We start from the raw sequence: 15,668 nt of genomic DNA on the forward strand, positions 1-15,668 counted from the left end.
CTATCGACTTAACGACCGGCGGCCTTGATAGTTAAGTGAATTTTTCGTGAAGCGTTGCACCGGAGTGGTGCGTTGGCTTGGGGCTCGTTCTCCGATTGGCACGATTCCTGGCCGCACCGGCCGCCGGTGCGCCGGTCGCCGGCCGCCAGAAACGCAAATTCGAAATCGGTGCGGGAGGAGGCCGGGCCGGAGGCCCGGTCGGGGTCAAGTGGGCGCGGCGCTCATGTCGGCGCGGGCGCCGGAGCTGGCTTCGCGCGCCGCGGCGGGCACGCCCTGAGCCCCGGCGTTCGCAGCCTCGGGCTCGGGCGGCAACGCCGCGATAACGACGCGGTTGCGCCCGCGATCCTTGGCGGCGAGCAGCGCGGCGTCGGCGCGCCGGATCACGCGGTCGATCTGCTCGCCGTGCACGTGCTGGGCCACGCCGACGCTGATCGTGAGCGTCACTTCGTGCTGGCGAAGTTCCTCCACGCGCTTGCGCAAGCGCTCGGCCACGCGCGCCGCGTCGTGCTGGTCGGTGGCCGGCAAAAGAGCGACGAACTCCTCGCCGCCGAAGCGTCCGCACACGTCGCTCGGCCGCAGGCTCTCCTGGATCTGCCGCGCGATGGCGCGCAGGGCGCGGTCGCCGGCGTCGTGGCCGAAGCGGTCGTTGACGGACTTGAAGTGATCCGCATCGATGTAGAGCACGGACAGCGGCTGGCCGTGGTGATCGACACGATGCAGGATGCGCCGCCCGAGTTCGAAGACGCGCCGGCGGCGCGGCAGTTGGGTCAGCTCGTCGATATCGGCGAACGAGCGCAGCTGCCGCTCGAGCCGGAAGCTTTTCTGCTGCGAGCGCAGTGCGAAGAGATTGGTGACGATACTCGTGGAAACGGCGATCAGCATCGAGAGCAACAACCCGTAGCGCTCCGCACCCGGCGGCTCGCCGGCGAGGATCAGCGCAAGCGGCCCGGCCGCCGAGAGCGCTGCCGCCCCGGCGAAGTCCCAGCGCAACAGCAGCACGGGGCTGAACGTGAGCGGGATCAGCGCGAAGGCGGGCAGCAACAGCGACGGTCCCGCGCCGCGCAGCAGCGCATGCAGTACGAGGCCGGCTTCGAGCGAGGCGATGAAAACGAGCGCTGCGATGGTTGCGCGAATGCCGCCGCGCTTGCTCCATGCCACGACGAGCGCAGCGCCCATCGGCATGGCCGGCAGTGCGCTCCATGCCACGGCCGACTCGCCTGCGCCGACTTTGCCGAGCCAGGCATCGCCGAGCACGAGCACGACGTAGCCGGTCAGCGCCGTCGTGAGCTGCGCGCACAGGGAGGGCCACAGCTTGTCCGCGGCGTAGTTGCCGAATGACTGTATATCCTGCGGCGTTTCGATCGTCGTGGCGCGTCGCCCCCGCCAGCGCCTTTTTCGGCGAGGCCGCTCGGCCGCGCCATGACGATCCTCGCCAGACCGATCCTCGCTGCTCATTTATTTTCTCTCTTCGATGTGCAACTTCGGCTTGCGCTGCACGAGTCATTCGTGCAGTGGCGTCATTCTAATGGTGCGAAATAACGGAGGCGACGGTTTTTACGATATTTATTAATCGTGTTAGTTCTGCAGTGCGCCGCCCTCCGCGCTGACAGTGGGGAGGCCGCTTGGGCGGCCTTCGGCAATACTCGCCGTTTCAGGCGACAAATTGCGAAGAGGTGATTTTCAGTCGAATCGGCAAACGTTTGCCGTTACGCTCGGCTAAATAAAAGCCGACAAGAAATGATTTGTTGGAAAGTGCGTCGGCAAACCATATTCATATGATGAATGTGGTTTGCCGACGCACCCGACTCACGCGCCTATCGCGCCCCGGTTGCGGGCCCGGTCTCCCGGCTCGCGCGCTCGGCCCAACGTTGGGCGAGCGCGGCGCATACCATCAGCTGCATCTGATGAAAGAGCATCAGCGGCAGGACGACGGCGCCCACGGCCTGTGCCGAGAAAATCACTTTGGCCATGGGAATGCCCGACGCGAGGCTCTTTTTCGAGCCGCAAAACACGATCGTGACCTGGTCGGCGCGATTGAAATGCAGACGCTTGCTGGCCCATGCCGTGATCAGCAAAGCCGCGCCGAGCAGTACGGCGTTGACGAGCAGCAGGCCCGCGAGCGCGGCCGCCGACAGCTGATGCCAGAGCCCTTCGTTGACGGCTTCGCTGAACGCCATGTAGACCACGAGCAGGATCGAGCCCTGATCGACGAAGCGCAGCACGCGCCGGTTGCGGTCCAGCCAGGGGCCGATGAGCGGCCTCAGCAGTTGGCCGGCCACGAACGGCACGAGCAGTTGCACGACGATGTCGCCGACGGTATGCCACGCGGAGCGTGAACCTGCGGCGTGATCGGTCACGATCAGGCTGACGAGCGCCGGCGTGACGAAGATGCCGATCAGGCTCGAGGCAGACGCCGCGCAGACGGCCGCCGGCACGTTGCCTTTCGCGATCGAGGTGAAGGCGATCGACGACTGCACGGTCGAGGGCAACGTGCACAAGAACAGCACCCCCATATAGAGCGCGGGCGGCAGCAGCGGGGAGACGAGCGGCTTCAACGCGAGCCCGAGCAACGGGAAGAGCACGAAAGTGCTCGCCAACACGAGCGCATGCAGGCGCCAGTGAGTCGCGCCGGCGAGCACGGCCTCGCGGGAAAGCTTGGCGCCGTGCAGAAAAAAGAGAAGGCCGACGGCAACGTTCGTCAGTGCGTTGAAGGCAACGGCTGCTTCACCGCGACAGGGCACGACGCTCGCAAGAACGACGGTGCCGATGAGCGCGAGTGTGAAATTGTCGGGGATCAACAACGGCAAACGGGGCAGGCGGGGCATGTGAGCTTCTCGAAATACGGGGCACGATGCATCGCGGGCACAGCGAAGGGCGCGGGCCTCGCGCGGCATCTCGCGCCGCCACATCGGCGGAAAAAGACGCCACGTTACCACTAGCGGTAACAACGCGTTACAACGCCGAATGCCACCTAACACTTTTTGCCTCGACACCATCCCCGGCCCACCCATAAATTACAGCTGGACACGCCCGGGGAAGGCCTATCTTCCGATCACCTTGCGGTAAAAGACGGCATAGCCGTGCCGGGCGAGGCGGGCGGACGATCATGGCGGACTGGCATTTTGACACCATTGGGCGTTGGACGGCTGCGGTGCTTTGCGCGGCAGCGGTTTCGCTCGTCCATGCGCAGCCGCATCCGGCCCAGGTGAGCTTTCGGCCGCCCGGCAGCGGGCTGACGCTGAACGCGCTTACGCGCCCACCAGTCGCTCCCCCCGGCGCCAAGGTCTATCAGACCGCGAACGCGGCGTATGCCGATCGCCGCGGAGCCCGGTCCGGCCCGCGCACGGATCGGCGCAAGCAGGGACGCCTCGCGGCGCCCTCGGCGGGCGGCATTCCCTATCGCTCGATCGCCCAGGATGCGCGCAACGCGCCGCGCCCCCCGGGCAACTCGGCCTACATGCGATCCGGCTCGATTCGCGACGCCGTGACTCGCTACAACGAGGAGCGCGTCACGGGTCGTCCGCCGCCGCGTCCGGCCGGACCGAATTCGCGCCTGCCCGACCCGTCGCTCTACCGCAACTGACCCGCTCTCCGCTCTAGTCGTCCGGCAAATCCACCCGGGAATCGGCCGTCTTCGCGTGCCCGAGTCCATGCACCGCCTTCCACGGCAGCGATATTCGCGGCGCCGCAGCGTACGCGGCTCGCCAGCGGCCCCCCGATGGCGGCACTGCCGCGAGCGGTGAGCGGGCGGCCCTCGGACGCGCCCGCGTGATGCAAAGACGCCACACTTTTTTGTCCGAAGCGCTCGCCCGCGAGGGTTCGAGCGGTTCGTCCGACGAATTTATTTTGTCGGCGCGCGGCCGTGCGTCACTATTGCGCCTGACCGGCCGGCACCGTCCCGACCCGCCCACAGCGGCGCGCAGCGTCGCGCGCGACGCAGGCGGATACGGTGCGCCCGATGCGACGCCGGCGAGGTTATGCGAAACGCTATACCGGCAATAAGCAAACTCGTTTTTGACGGGAAAAATGGTCCGTGACGATGGCCCGGCTCCGGATGACATTCGCGTCCGAGCTTTCTCCGGCGCTTCGCTCGCGCGCGTCGCACGCTTCATCATTTCCGCACAAAACACAGGAGATCTCATGAAAAACACGGTCAGCCGCGTGCTGAAGACGAGCTTCCGATCGGCCGCCGTGGCCGGCATCGTTGCTGCCAGCTCGGCCGCCTATGCGCAGTCGAGCGTCCAGCTTTACGGCCAGGTCGACAGTTGGGTCGGCATGCAGCAATTCCCGGGCGGTCAGCGCTCGTGGGTGGTGGGCGGCGGCGGCATGTCCACCTCGTACTGGGGCTTGAAGGGCGCGGAAGACCTCGGCGGCGGCTACAAGGCGATCTTCACGCTGGAGGACTTCTTCCTGCCGCAAAGCGGCAATTACGGCCGCTTCACGGGCGACACCTTCTTCGCGCGCAACGCGTATGTCGGCATCCAGTCGCCGTACGGTACGTTCACGATGGGGCGCCTCACGACGCAGCTCTTCGTCTCGACGATCCTGTTCAACCCGTTCACGGACTCGTACACGTTCTCGCCGATGGTCTATCACGTGTTCCTCGGCAATACGGCGATTCCGACCGGTGCGACTTACACGACCGACACGGGCGTGGTCGGCGATTCGGGCTGGAACAACGCGGTGCAGTACTCGACGCCCGATTTCAGTGGGCTGTCGGGGAGCGTCATGTACGGTCTCGGCAATCAGGCCGGCAAGAACGGCGCGAAGAAGTGGAGCGCGCAGGTGCTGTACTTCCATGGCCCCTTTGCCGCAACGGGCGTCTTTCAGTACGTCAACTTCAACGGCAGTCCCGGCGATCTCGTCACGCCGCCGGCGTTCGGCACCGTCGTACCGTTCAAGAGCCAGAGCGTCGCGCAGCTCGGCGCCACCTACGACCTGAAATTCGTGAAGTTCTACGCGCAGTACATGTATACCAAGAATGATCGGATCGTCGGCGGCAGCTGGCATGTCAACACCGGGCAGGGCGGGGTGACCGTGCCGGCCGGCCCCGGCACGATCATGGCCTCCTACGCATACTCGCGCGACGGTGGCGGGCTGGACCAGACGCGGCGCACCTGGGCCGTCGGCTATGACTATCCGCTCTCGAAGCGCACGGACATTTACGCGGCCTATATGAACGACCAACTAAGCAGTCTGTCGACCGGGCAGACGGTCGGCGCGGGCATTCGCGCGAAGTTCTGACCGGCGGCGAGGCCGAGCCCGGCCCGAGCCGGGTGCCTCAGTGGCCGGCTTTGCCGCGAAAACGGCGCCGCGAGGCATGCGGCGCCGTTTTCGTCGAAAGCCCCTGGGCGCGACCGGCGTGCCCTTACGGGGCCTTACGATTCCTAAAGACGTTTCCGACCCTTGTCGTTAGCGCGAAGGCAAGCGTGCGCAAGCGCGTGAGCAGCCGATGCAGTGACGTGGCTGCTCGCGGCTATGAGCACAGCGTGCGTTCAATCGACGGAGGGGTGTCATGCAAGTTGCCAGCGCTCACGCGCCGCTCATCTCGCAGCAGGAGTTCGCCGGCCCGCAGGCAGCCGAGCAAAGCGCGCGGGCGCGCGACCAGCCCGGTGCCGGTTCGCGCACGGCGGCGCTGACACAGGACGCGGCGGTCAGCATTTCGGCCGAGGGCTCGGCCGCGGTGGCGCGCGAGCGCGCAACGGTCGAGCGCGACAGGCCATCCGCTGCGACGCCGGGTACCCATGCCGTGGCGGCGGGTGTGGCTCAAGGCGGTGTATCGATGGATCTGGGCGGCTCGAGCGGTTCGGCCACGTCCGGCTCGGCGAGCGGCCAGAGCGATGCGGGCGGCGCCGACGGCGACACGTCGGATGACGCCGCGAGCACGGCGTCCGCGCAGTCGGACGGGCAAACGCAAGTCCATGTCCCGACTGATCCATCCGCGGTCAAGTCCTTCACGTACGGTACGCTGGGGCTCGAGCGTCCCGACCAGCCTCAGGAAGCGGGCAACGAATACTATACGGCCGGCCGCTGGCTGGCAGCTGGCGTGACGCTCTGGGGCATCATTGCGCTGCTCGCGTGAAGCAGGCGCGCGAGATGAGAGAAAGGTAAGAGAAAGCGGGGCGGGGAGGATAGCCGCTCGCCCCGGCTGTCCTCATTGACACATCGCGGTACAGGAGACGGCACCGACGCCAGCCATGAAGCCGAGCAGGCCGCCGAGCGCGAAGGTCTGTGTGCTCGTGGCGCATCCCGGCAGGCAGGCAAGGCCGCCGAGCATCACGAAAGTAGCGATCAGTCGCCGCATGGAGGTCTCCGTCACCAAGAGCGCGGCTCACGGAGCCCGCAAACGCAAGGCGTTAGTCTAAGCAGCGGCGGACGCACGCCATCGCGCGAATAAACGCCTCGCTCGACGAGGCCGTTACAAATTCTTCCCACTCTTCGGCTGCTTGGCCGCTCGGCCGCACCGGGTGCGGCACGGCGCCGTTGCCTATACTGCAAATGCTTTGGAGCAGAGGGCACGACGGGAAAGCCATGACCGATCTCTCGACGCCGCAACCGCGCGCCGGCGCGCGCGCAGCCCCGCCCGGCCGCCTGCGTTTCGTGACGGCCGCCGCACTCTTCGACGGCCACGATGCGGCCATCAACATCATCCGCCGCATGCTTCAGGCGAGCGGCGTGGAAGTCATCCACCTCGGCCATAACCGGTCCGTCGAGGATGTCGTATGCGCGGCACTCGACGAGGATGCGGATGCCGTGGCCGTGTCGAGCTATCAGGGCGGCCACCTCGAGTACTTTCGCTATCTCGTGGACCGCCTGCGCGCACTCGGCGGCGAGCGTATCAAGGTGTTCGGCGGCGGCGGAGGTGTCATCGTCCGCGAGGAAATCGAGGCGCTCGAACGCGATGGTGTCGCGCGCATCTATTCGCCGGAAGACGGGCAGCGCCTCGGCCTGCAGGGCATGATCGACGACATGATCGCGCGATGCGGCAACGGCGAGCGCCCGGTCTTCGCCACGTCCGAGCCCGGGCCCGGCGAGCGGGCGGAGTCGGTCCGGCTCGATCCAGCCGGCGACATGAGCTGGCGCCGGCTCGCGCAGTTGATCACCGCATTCGAGCGCGGCGAGCTCGACGAGACGGTGCGCGCGGAGGTGGCCCGGCGGGCGTCACTCGTGCGCGTGCCCGTGCTCGGCGTGACGGGTACGGGCGGCGCCGGCAAATCGTCGCTGACGGACGAACTCGTACGGCGCTTTCGGCTCGACTATGGCGATACGTTGAAGCTTGCGGTGCTCGCGGTGGACCCTTCGCGGCGCAAGTCGGGCGGGGCCCTGCTCGGGGACCGCATTCGCATGAACGCGATCGGGGACTGGGGCCGGGGCCCGCGTGTATTCGTGCGCTCGCTGGCCACGCGCGATGCGGCGAGCGAGCTGCCCGTCGTGGTGCCCGATGCCGTTGCCGCGTGCAAGGTCGCCGGGTTCGATCTGATCATCGTCGAGACGTCGGGCATCGGCCAGGGCGATGCGGCCATCGTGCCCGTGGCCGACCGCTCGCTCTATGTAATGACGCCGGAGTTCGGCGCGGCGAGCCAGCTCGAAAAGATCGACATGCTCGATTTCGCGGACTTCGTGGCCATCAACAAGTTCGACCGCAGCGGAGCGGCCGATGCGTTGCGCGACGTCGCTAAACAGGTGCAGCGCAACCGCGAGGCGTTCGACGAGGTGCCCGAGGCGATGCCCGTCATCGGCACGATGGCCGCGCATTTCAACGACGACGGCGTGATGGCGCTCTATCAGCTCATTGCCGCCTCGCTCATTGCCCTAGGCCTGCCGCCGCCAGAGGCGGGGGGCCGCCTGCCGCGCGTCGGCGTGCGGCATTCGAGCAGCCGGGGCTCGGTCGTTCCGGCCTCGCGCGTGCGCTATCTCTCCGACATCGCGGAGACGGTGCGCGGCTATCGCGCACGGGTCGAGGCGCAGGCCGTCGTCGCGCGCGAGCGCTGGCAGCTCGGCGAAGCGCGGCGCATGCTGGCCGAATCCTGTCCGGAGGGCCAGGGTGGCTTGTCCGAGGCCTCGAACGACCCGTCGCATGCTGTCCGTGGCGATGGCGGGGCCGGTGTGCTCGCGCGGCTCGACGCGCTCATCGCCGAGCGCGAGGCGGCGCTCGGCCCACGCGAGAAAGCACTGCTCGACGCCTGGCCTGCCAGGGTCGCCGCTTACGCGCAAGACGAACTCATCGTGACGATACGCGGACGGGAATTGCGTACGCCGCTGACGGCAACGACGCTCTCGGGCACGAGGATGCGCAAGCTGTCGCTGCCGAAGTTCGTGGACCCGGGGCAGACGCTGAGGTGGCTCGCGCTCGAAAATCTGCCCGGATATTTTCCCTATACGGCGGGCGTGTTCCCATTCAAGCGCGCATCCGAGGAGCCGACGCGCATGTTTGCGGGCGAAGGCGGGCCGGCGCGGACGAACCGCCGCTTCAAACTGTTGTCGGCCGGCATGCCGGCCGTGAGACTGTCGACGGCGTTCGATTCCGTCACGCTCTACGGCGAGGATCCCGACGAACGCCCCGACATCTACGGGAAGATCGGCAATTCGGGCGTATCGGTGGCGACGCTCGACGACATGAAGGCGCTTTACGACGGTTTCGACCTGTGCGCACCCGGCACTTCGGTATCGATGACGATCAACGGGCCGGCGCCGACGATTCTCGCGATGTTCTTCAATACGGCGATCGACCAGGAAATCGAAAAGCTCGGGGGCGATGCGACCGGTTCGGGCGCGGTGCCCGATGCCGAACAACTCGCCGGCGCGCGTGCGCGCGCCTTGAGCAGCGTGCGGGGCACGGTGCAGGCGGACATTCTGAAGGAGGACCAGGGGCAGAACACCTGCATCTTCTCGACGGAGTTCAGCCTGAAGATGATGGGCGACATCCAAGCCTATTTCGTCGAGCACGACGTGCGCAATTTCTATTCGGTGTCGATCTCGGGCTATCACATCGCCGAGGCCGGGGCGAACCCGATCACGCAACTGGCCTGTACGCTTGCCAACGGCTTTACCTATGTCGAGGCCTATCTCGCGCGCGGCATGGACATCGATGCGTTCGCACCGAATCTCTCGTTCTTTTTCTCGAACGGAATGGAGCCCGAATACACGGTGCTCGGCCGGGTGGCCCGGCGAATCTGGGCCGTTGCGATGCGCGAGCGCTACGGTGCGAACGAGCGCAGCCAGAAGCTCAAGTATCACGTGCAGACGTCGGGGCGCAGCCTGCATGCGCAGGAGATCGACTTCAACGACATCCGCACGACGCTGCAGGCGCTGATCGCCATCTACGACCACTGCAACTCGCTGCACACCAACGCATACGACGAAGCGATCACGACGCCTACCGAGGACTCGGTGCGGCGCGCGCTGGCGATCCAACTGATCATCAACCGCGAATGGGGGCTCGCGAAAAGCGAAAATCCGAACCAGGGCAGCTTCGTGATCGAAGAGCTGACCGACCTCGTGGAAGCGGCGGTGCTCGCCGAATTCGACCGCCTGACCGAGCGCGGCGGGGTGCTGGGCGCGATGGAAACGGGCTACCAGCGCAGCCGCATCCAGGACGAGTCGATGTTGTACGAGCGCCGCAAGCACGACGGCTCATATCCGATCGTCGGCGTGAACACGTTCGTCGGGCCAGCGGCCCGTGAAGCGCGTCAACCGCTCGTGCTGGCGCGCTCGACACGCGAGGAGAAGGACGATCAGCGTGCGCGCCTCGCCGCGTTTCACGAGCGGCATCGCGAGGAAGCGGCGCCGATGCTGCGGCGGTTGCAGCAGGCCGTCATCGATGACGAAAACGTGTTCGCGGTGCTGATGGATGCGGTGCGCGTCTGCTCGCTCGGGCAGATCACGCACGCGCTGTTCGAGGTGGGCGGGCAGTATCGGCGGACGATGTAAGGTCGGGCGCCGGCCGGCAAGCCGGCACACGCAACGTCGCTTGCTCGCGCGGCGGTCGGCGTGCCGGGCTGAAGGGTTACGATTACCGCAGCGCGAGCCTGGCCCGCGCCGAATCGTATTCGTCCTTGAGCCGCGCGACGAGTTCGGCCACGCTCGGAACGTCGTCCATCAGTCCGACGCCCTGGCCGGCGCCCCAGATGTCTTTCCAGGCCTTCGCCTTGTCGCTCGCGAAGTTCATCTTCGTCTTGTCCGACACGGGCAGCGCATCGGGATCGAGCCCCGCGTTGACGATGCTTTCGCGGATGTAGTTGCCGTGCACGCCGGTGAACAGGTTCGTATAAACGATGTCGGCCGCCGCCGCGTTCACGATCGCGCGCTTGTAGCTGTCCACCGCGTGCGCTTCCCGCGTTGCGATAAAGCGCGTGCCGATGTAGGCGAGGTCCGCTCCCATTGCCTGCGCCGCGAGAATCGCACCGCCGGTCGCGATCGAGCCCGACAACACGATCGGCCCGTCGAAAATCCGCCGCACTTCGCCCACGAGCGCGAACGGCGAAAGGGTGCCCGCATGGCCGCCTGCACCCGCCGCCACGAGAATCAGCCCGTCCACGCCCGCTTCGAGCGCCTTTTGCGCATGGCGCAGGTTGATGACGTCGTGCAGGACGATGCCGCCATAGCTGTGTACCGCGTCGATCATTTCCCTCACGGGCGCGCGCAGGCTCGTAATGAAGATCGGCACCTTGTGCTCGACGCACACACGTATGTCCTGCTCGAGGCGCGCATTCGACTGATGCACGATCTGATTGACGGCGACCGGGCCGACCGTCGCGCCAGGGTTCGCCGCCTTGTGCGCGGCGAGCGCCTCGTCGATCTGCGTGAGCCATTCGTCGAGCTGCTCTGCCGGCCGCGCGTTGAGCGCCGGAAACGAGCCGACGATGCCGGCCTTGCATTGCGCGAGCACGAGCTCGGGGTAGCTGACGATGAACATCGGCGACGCCACCACCGGCAGCGACAGGTTTTGGAGGACAGCGGGCAAGGCCATGACGCAAGTCTCCTTCAGTGCGCACATAAGAGAACGGTCGTTCGATTATACGGAGCCGGCGGCTTTATGGCAGCCCGGCGGATTCGAAGGAGTGCTCGGGTTCTACGCTCCGTGCGCGTGCGAACGAGCGCGCGCCTCGCGCATCCGTAGAATGCGAAGGTAGGTATAACGAACAACAAGAGGCAGGAGCGAGCGTAATGACATTCGCCGACTTTACTCCGTTTCGCATGGCCGTCGACGGGGCCGAAATCCAAGGCCTCAAAGGCGGCGTCGGTGCGCCGCTGTTGCTGCTGCACGGACATCCGCAAACGCACCTGATCTGGCATCGATGCGCGGCGGAGCTGGCCCGGCACTTCACGGTCGTGGCAACGGACTTGCGCGGCTACGGCGCGTCTTCGAAACCGTCGAGCGACGCGGAGCACAGGCCCTATTCGAAGCGCTCGATGGCGGCCGATCAGGTTGCGGTCATGCGCGAGCTCGGTTTCGAGCGCTTTCTCGTCTGCGCGCACGACCGCGGCGCGCGCGTCGCGCATCGCATGGCGCTCGACCATGCAGACGCGGTGGAGCGGCTCATGCTGCTCGACATCGCGCCGACGCTCGCCATGTACGAAGGCACGACGCGCGCCTTCGCCACGGCCTACTTCCACTGGTTTTTTTTGATTCAGCCCGAGCCGCTGCCCGAGACGTTGATCGGCGCGGACCCGCGCGTGTACGTCGAGCGCGTGATGGGCTCGCGCCACGCGGGCCTCGCCCCGTTCGCCCCCGAGGCATTGAATGCTTATGTCGATGCGCTGTGCCAGCCGGGCGCCGTCCACGCAATGTGCGAAGACTATCGGGCGTCGGCCACGATCGATCTCGACCACGATCGGGCCGACATCGAGCGAGGCCGCCGGATCGCCTGTCCGTTGCGCGTGCTGTGGGGCGCGCGGGGCACCGTCGCGACCTGTTTCGATCCGTTGGCCGAATGGCGGCGCGTAGCGCGCGACGTGAGCGGCCGGGCGCTCGAATGCGGCCACTACATCCCCGAGGAAGTGCCCGAAGCGCTCGTTGCGGAAATGCTGAGCTTTTTCGAGGCCACCGAGCCGAGCGAAGCCGCGCGCCCGCTGCAATGACCGGAGTATCGGTGCGGCCGGCCTGAAAAGCGGCGCGCGGCCTGCCGCGGTCGTGCGGGCCGCCCGCGTCGGGCGGCAGGCAGTCAGCCAGGCGAAAGGCTGGCGGCCGGGCGACAGGCAGCCTCTCGAGCCCCGCGCCGTCGGCCAAGCGGCGGACGGCCGCTCAGCGTGTTCCGCGTTTGGCCGTGCGCGGCCTGGGCGCTTCTTTCGCGCCATCGTCCGCTGCCCCCGGTGCGTCCAGTGGCGGCAGACGTCGCGCAATCGGTGTCGCCTTGACGATGGCCGTGCTCGTTTCGGCCCGGTCGGTGACCTTGGACAGAATCTCGTCGAGCTCGTCGATCGAGCGCAGATAAAGCCGGCAGATGAAGCAGTCGTCACCGGTCACTTTGTCGCATTCGACGAACTCCGGGATACGCCGGATCGCTTCTTCGACGAGATGAAGCTGCCCGGGCAACGGCCGCACGCGGACGATTGCCTGGAGCATATAGCCGAGCGCGCGCGGATTCACGTCGATCGTGTAGCGCCCAATCACGCCTTGCGCTTCGAGGCGCCGCAACCGTTCGGCCGTGCTCGGTGCGGAAAGACCCACGGCGCGCGCAAGGTCGGCCACTGCTGCGCGGCCGTCCTCCGCCAGCAGGCGCAGCAGCGCGCGGTCGATCGCGTCCAGGGGCGCGCTATTGCCCATTGTTCCTTCGGAAAGGCGTTTTGCCATGATTGCCTTTTTTAGCAAGGTGAAAGGACCTTCGTTGCCTTAGTTTATCCATGTCTGCGGACGGGGCGAATCGTTAGACTGGGGGCATGACGAACTGCATCTTTCTTCCTGAACCCGGAGGCGTCCATGGCGAATCATGAAATCCGGCGCGGCGCAGCAGAAATGACGGCGGCGATGTTGATGTCGGGCACGATCGGCTGGCTGGTGGTGGAATCGGGACAACCTGCGCTGAACGTCGTATTCGTGCGCTGCGTGTTGGGCGCGTTGGCGCTTGCCGCCGCCTGCGCCACGCTCGGGCTGTTGCGGCGCGACGCGTTGCCGTGGCGCACGGTACTGCTCGCGGCCTTGGGCGGGGCGGGCATCGTGGCGAATTGGGTGCTGCTCTTTGCCGCCTATTCGCGCGCGTCCATCTCGATGGCAACCGCCGCCTACAACACCCAGCCATTCATGCTGGTGGCGCTCGGCGCGTTGATTTTTCGCGAGCGCCTGAGTGCATCCACGGCTGTCTGGCTGGCGCTCGCGTTTGCCGGTCTCGTGCTCGTCGTAAAAGTGGAGCCGGCGGTGCTCGCGATGCCGGGCCAGTATCTCGAAGGAATCGCATACGCGCTCGGTGCGGCATTTTGCTACGCCATCTCGTCGATCATCACGAAGCGTCTGAAAGGCACCGCGCCGCACCTGATCGCGCTGATTCAGGTGACACTGGGGGCGGTGGTGCTCGCACCGTTCGTCGATTATCGTGGCCTGCCGACAACGGCGGCTCCGTGGGCCGAACTTGCCACGCTCGGCATCGTCAACACGGGCATCATGTACGTGCTGCTTTACGGAGCGATTCAGAAATTGCCGACGACGATGACGGGCGCCCTGTCGTTCGTCTACCCGATCGTTGCGATCGTCGTCGATCGCATCGCCTTCGGCCAATCGCTGGCGGCGATCCAGCTCTTCGGTGCGGCGCTGATTCTGCTCGCGGCGGCCGGCGTCAATCTCGGTTGGCGCGTCGTGCCCGACAGGCGTACGCGGCAGCGCACTCCCGGCACTCCCGGCGCGCGCAGCGCATGTCAAGTTGATTGAAAGGCGTTCGTCTCGCGTTTGCAGGGAAATCACCGATGCGCCGTAAACGGCGGCACCGGTATCATGGGACAGACGCTGATCACGTCGTACATTGCGCCGTTCGTCAACTGCGACGAACGGTTTTCTTTTTGCGGGCCGTTATTCCGCCCTGCATCGCACGGGCGCAACGCGCTTGGCGAGGGTACTGCCTCCCGCCGTGCATGCGATGCCTTCGAGCGTGACCGTTCCGGCATTCAGCGCAGGGCCACGTCGGCCACCGGCGCGCCCGTGAGGGAAAGCAATTCCTGCGGCGATAGATTGAACACCGCATGCGGATGGCCCGCGGCCGCCCACAGGCTGTCGAGCTGAAGCAGATCTTCGTCGATCAGCGTGACGGGCGGTGTCAGATGCCCGATCGGGCAGACGCCGCCGATCGCGTAGCCTGTCTTTTCGCGCACGAAACGGGCATCGGCGCGCCCGATGGCCCCGACCTGCCGCGCAACTTTCTCCTCGTCGACCCGGTTCGCCCCGCTGGCGACCACCAGCACGGGTGCGTCGTCATCGCGGCGCCGAAAGACGATTGACTTGGCGATCTGCGCGACGGTGCATCCAAGGCCGGCGGCCGCTTCGGCCGACGTCTTGCCCGTTTGCGGCAGCATGACGACCGGTTTTTCGTGCCCGTGCTCGCGCAGCAGCAGGGCGATACGCCGGGCCGAATCGGGCAAGGCGGCGAGCGGCTCCGACGCGTCGGGCACGTCGGGCATATTGGTTGGTGAGAACGATTCGCTGTCCATATGTCGATAGGCGGTCGGATTGCTGTATGGCATCGTGCGGCGCGTTGCCTCGCTTACTGCGGTTCGTCGGTGCTTTTCGCCTTGGCGAGCAACGCGCGGCCCGCACGCGAAACGTTGGGCCGCCCCACCGCCGTCGATATGAATTCGCCGATCGCCACGACTTGCGCAAGATCGACTCCTGTCTCGATGCCAAGCCCGTTCATCAGATACAGCACGTCCTCCGTCGCGACGTTGCCGGTGGCGCCTTTCGCGTAAGGGCAGCCGCCGAGGCCCGCCACGGATGCGTGAAAAATCTCGATGCCTTCGAGCAGCGATGCGTAGATGTTTGCGAGCGCCTGCCCATAAGTGTCATGGAAATGACCCGAAAGCCTTTCGCGCGGAAAGACCTTCGAAACAGCCGTATAGACTTCGCGCGTGCGCTTGGGCGTGCCAACGCCGATGGTATCGGCGATGTCGATTTCGTCGCAGCCGAGATCGGCCAGGCGCTGCACGACGTCGACGACCGCCGATACGGACACCTCGCCCTGATAGGGGCAGCCGAGCGCGCACGACACGCTACCGCGCAGGCGCAGGCCGTTGTCCTTGGCGGCGCGTGCGACGGGCTCGAACCGCTCGATGCTTTGCGCGATGCTGCAGTTGATGTTGCGCTCGGAAAACGCTTCGCTCGCCGCCCCGAAAATCACGACTTCGTCGGCCTTGGCCGCGAGCGCACCCTCGAGGCCTTTGAGGTTCGGTGTCAGCACCGAGTAGATCGTGCCGGCACGGCGCGCGATGCCGGCCATGACTTGCGCGCCGTCCGCCATCTGCGGCACCCATTTCGGCGAAACGAACGATGCGGCTTCGATATTGGCGAAGCCCGCAGCCGAGAGGCGATCGACGAGTTCGATCTTCACCGACGTGGAGACGAACTGCTTTTCGTTTTGCAGCCCGTCGCGTGGGCCCACTTCGACGATCTTGACTGCGCGAGGCAGGGACATGGCGTGTCTCCGGAATGGTTCGATTGGGAAGGCCGTTGGTTGACGACGAATGGTGCC

The 15,668-nt window shown here is 66.3% G+C and carries 12 protein-coding genes and 1 pseudogene; 6 read left to right on the forward strand and 7 right to left on the reverse strand.

The window, feature by feature from the left end:
- Positions 1–204: 204 nt before the first annotated feature.
- Entirely contained in the window at positions 205–1,455 is a 1,251-nt protein-coding gene (locus U0034_RS11440; protein ID WP_085227727.1) for a GGDEF domain-containing protein, read from the reverse strand.
- Between the two features lie 359 nt (positions 1,456–1,814).
- Entirely contained in the window at positions 1,815–2,825 is a 1,011-nt protein-coding gene (locus U0034_RS11445; protein ID WP_085227728.1) for a bile acid:sodium symporter family protein, read from the reverse strand.
- A 281-nt stretch (positions 2,826–3,106) separates the two neighbouring features.
- Between U0034_RS11445 and U0034_RS11450 the strand changes: the two genes are divergently transcribed.
- The 3 genes from U0034_RS11450 to U0034_RS11460 all read left to right on the forward strand — a co-directional run bounded on the left by U0034_RS11450 (position 3,107) and on the right by U0034_RS11460 (position 6,082).
- Positions 3,107–3,583 (forward strand): hypothetical protein, encoded by a 477-nt coding sequence (locus U0034_RS11450; RefSeq protein WP_139831159.1) that lies wholly within the window; start codon positions 3,107–3,109, stop codon positions 3,581–3,583.
- A 557-nt stretch (positions 3,584–4,140) separates the two neighbouring features.
- Entirely contained in the window at positions 4,141–5,244 is a 1,104-nt protein-coding gene (locus tag U0034_RS11455; protein WP_085228093.1) for a porin, read from the forward strand.
- Positions 5,245–5,515: 271 nt separating this feature from the next.
- Positions 5,516–6,082: a hypothetical protein gene (locus U0034_RS11460; protein ID WP_085227730.1), complete on the forward strand. Its 567-nt coding sequence runs from the start codon at positions 5,516–5,518 to the stop codon at positions 6,080–6,082.
- A gap of 72 nt (positions 6,083–6,154) precedes the next feature.
- Here the strand turns inward: U0034_RS11460 and U0034_RS11465 are convergent, their stop codons facing one another.
- Positions 6,155–6,304, reverse strand: a complete 150-nt coding sequence (locus U0034_RS11465; RefSeq protein WP_170151676.1) for a hypothetical protein — start codon at positions 6,302–6,304, stop codon at positions 6,155–6,157.
- A gap of 227 nt (positions 6,305–6,531) precedes the next feature.
- Here U0034_RS11465 and icmF point away from each other — a divergent pair, with 227 nt between their 5' ends.
- Positions 6,532–9,930, forward strand: coding sequence for a fused isobutyryl-CoA mutase/GTPase IcmF (gene icmF, locus U0034_RS11470; protein WP_085227731.1), 3,399 nt, complete (start codon positions 6,532–6,534; stop codon positions 9,928–9,930).
- Positions 9,931–10,012: 82 nt separating this feature from the next.
- Here the strand turns inward: icmF and U0034_RS11475 are convergent, their stop codons facing one another.
- Positions 10,013–10,969, reverse strand: a complete 957-nt coding sequence (locus tag U0034_RS11475; RefSeq protein ID WP_085228094.1) for an NAD(P)H-dependent flavin oxidoreductase — start codon at positions 10,967–10,969, stop codon at positions 10,013–10,015.
- A 197-nt stretch (positions 10,970–11,166) separates the two neighbouring features.
- Between U0034_RS11475 and U0034_RS11480 the strand changes: the two genes are divergently transcribed.
- Positions 11,167–12,081: an alpha/beta fold hydrolase gene (locus U0034_RS11480; protein WP_085227732.1), complete on the forward strand. Its 915-nt coding sequence runs from the start codon at positions 11,167–11,169 to the stop codon at positions 12,079–12,081.
- A 238-nt stretch (positions 12,082–12,319) separates the two neighbouring features.
- On the opposite strand, the pseudogene U0034_RS11485 reads toward U0034_RS11480, so the two are convergent.
- Positions 12,320–12,793, reverse strand: a pseudogene (locus U0034_RS11485) (Lrp/AsnC family transcriptional regulator); the annotation flags it as partial.
- 126 nt (positions 12,794–12,919) lie between these two features.
- On the opposite strand from U0034_RS11485, the gene U0034_RS11490 reads away from it, so the two are divergent.
- Positions 12,920–13,861, forward strand: coding sequence for a DMT family transporter (locus tag U0034_RS11490; protein ID WP_085227734.1), 942 nt, complete (start codon positions 12,920–12,922; stop codon positions 13,859–13,861).
- A 233-nt stretch (positions 13,862–14,094) separates the two neighbouring features.
- Here the strand turns inward: U0034_RS11490 and U0034_RS11495 are convergent, their stop codons facing one another.
- Positions 14,095–14,604: a YbaK/EbsC family protein gene (locus U0034_RS11495; protein WP_085227735.1), complete on the reverse strand. Its 510-nt coding sequence runs from the start codon at positions 14,602–14,604 to the stop codon at positions 14,095–14,097.
- A gap of 83 nt (positions 14,605–14,687) precedes the next feature.
- Entirely contained in the window at positions 14,688–15,611 is a 924-nt protein-coding gene (locus U0034_RS11500) for a hydroxymethylglutaryl-CoA lyase (protein ID WP_085227736.1), read from the reverse strand.
- Positions 15,612–15,668: the final 57 nt, after the last annotated feature.

This window comes from Trinickia caryophylli, assembly GCF_034424545.1.
GTDB lineage: Bacteria > Pseudomonadota > Gammaproteobacteria > Burkholderiales > Burkholderiaceae > Trinickia > Trinickia caryophylli.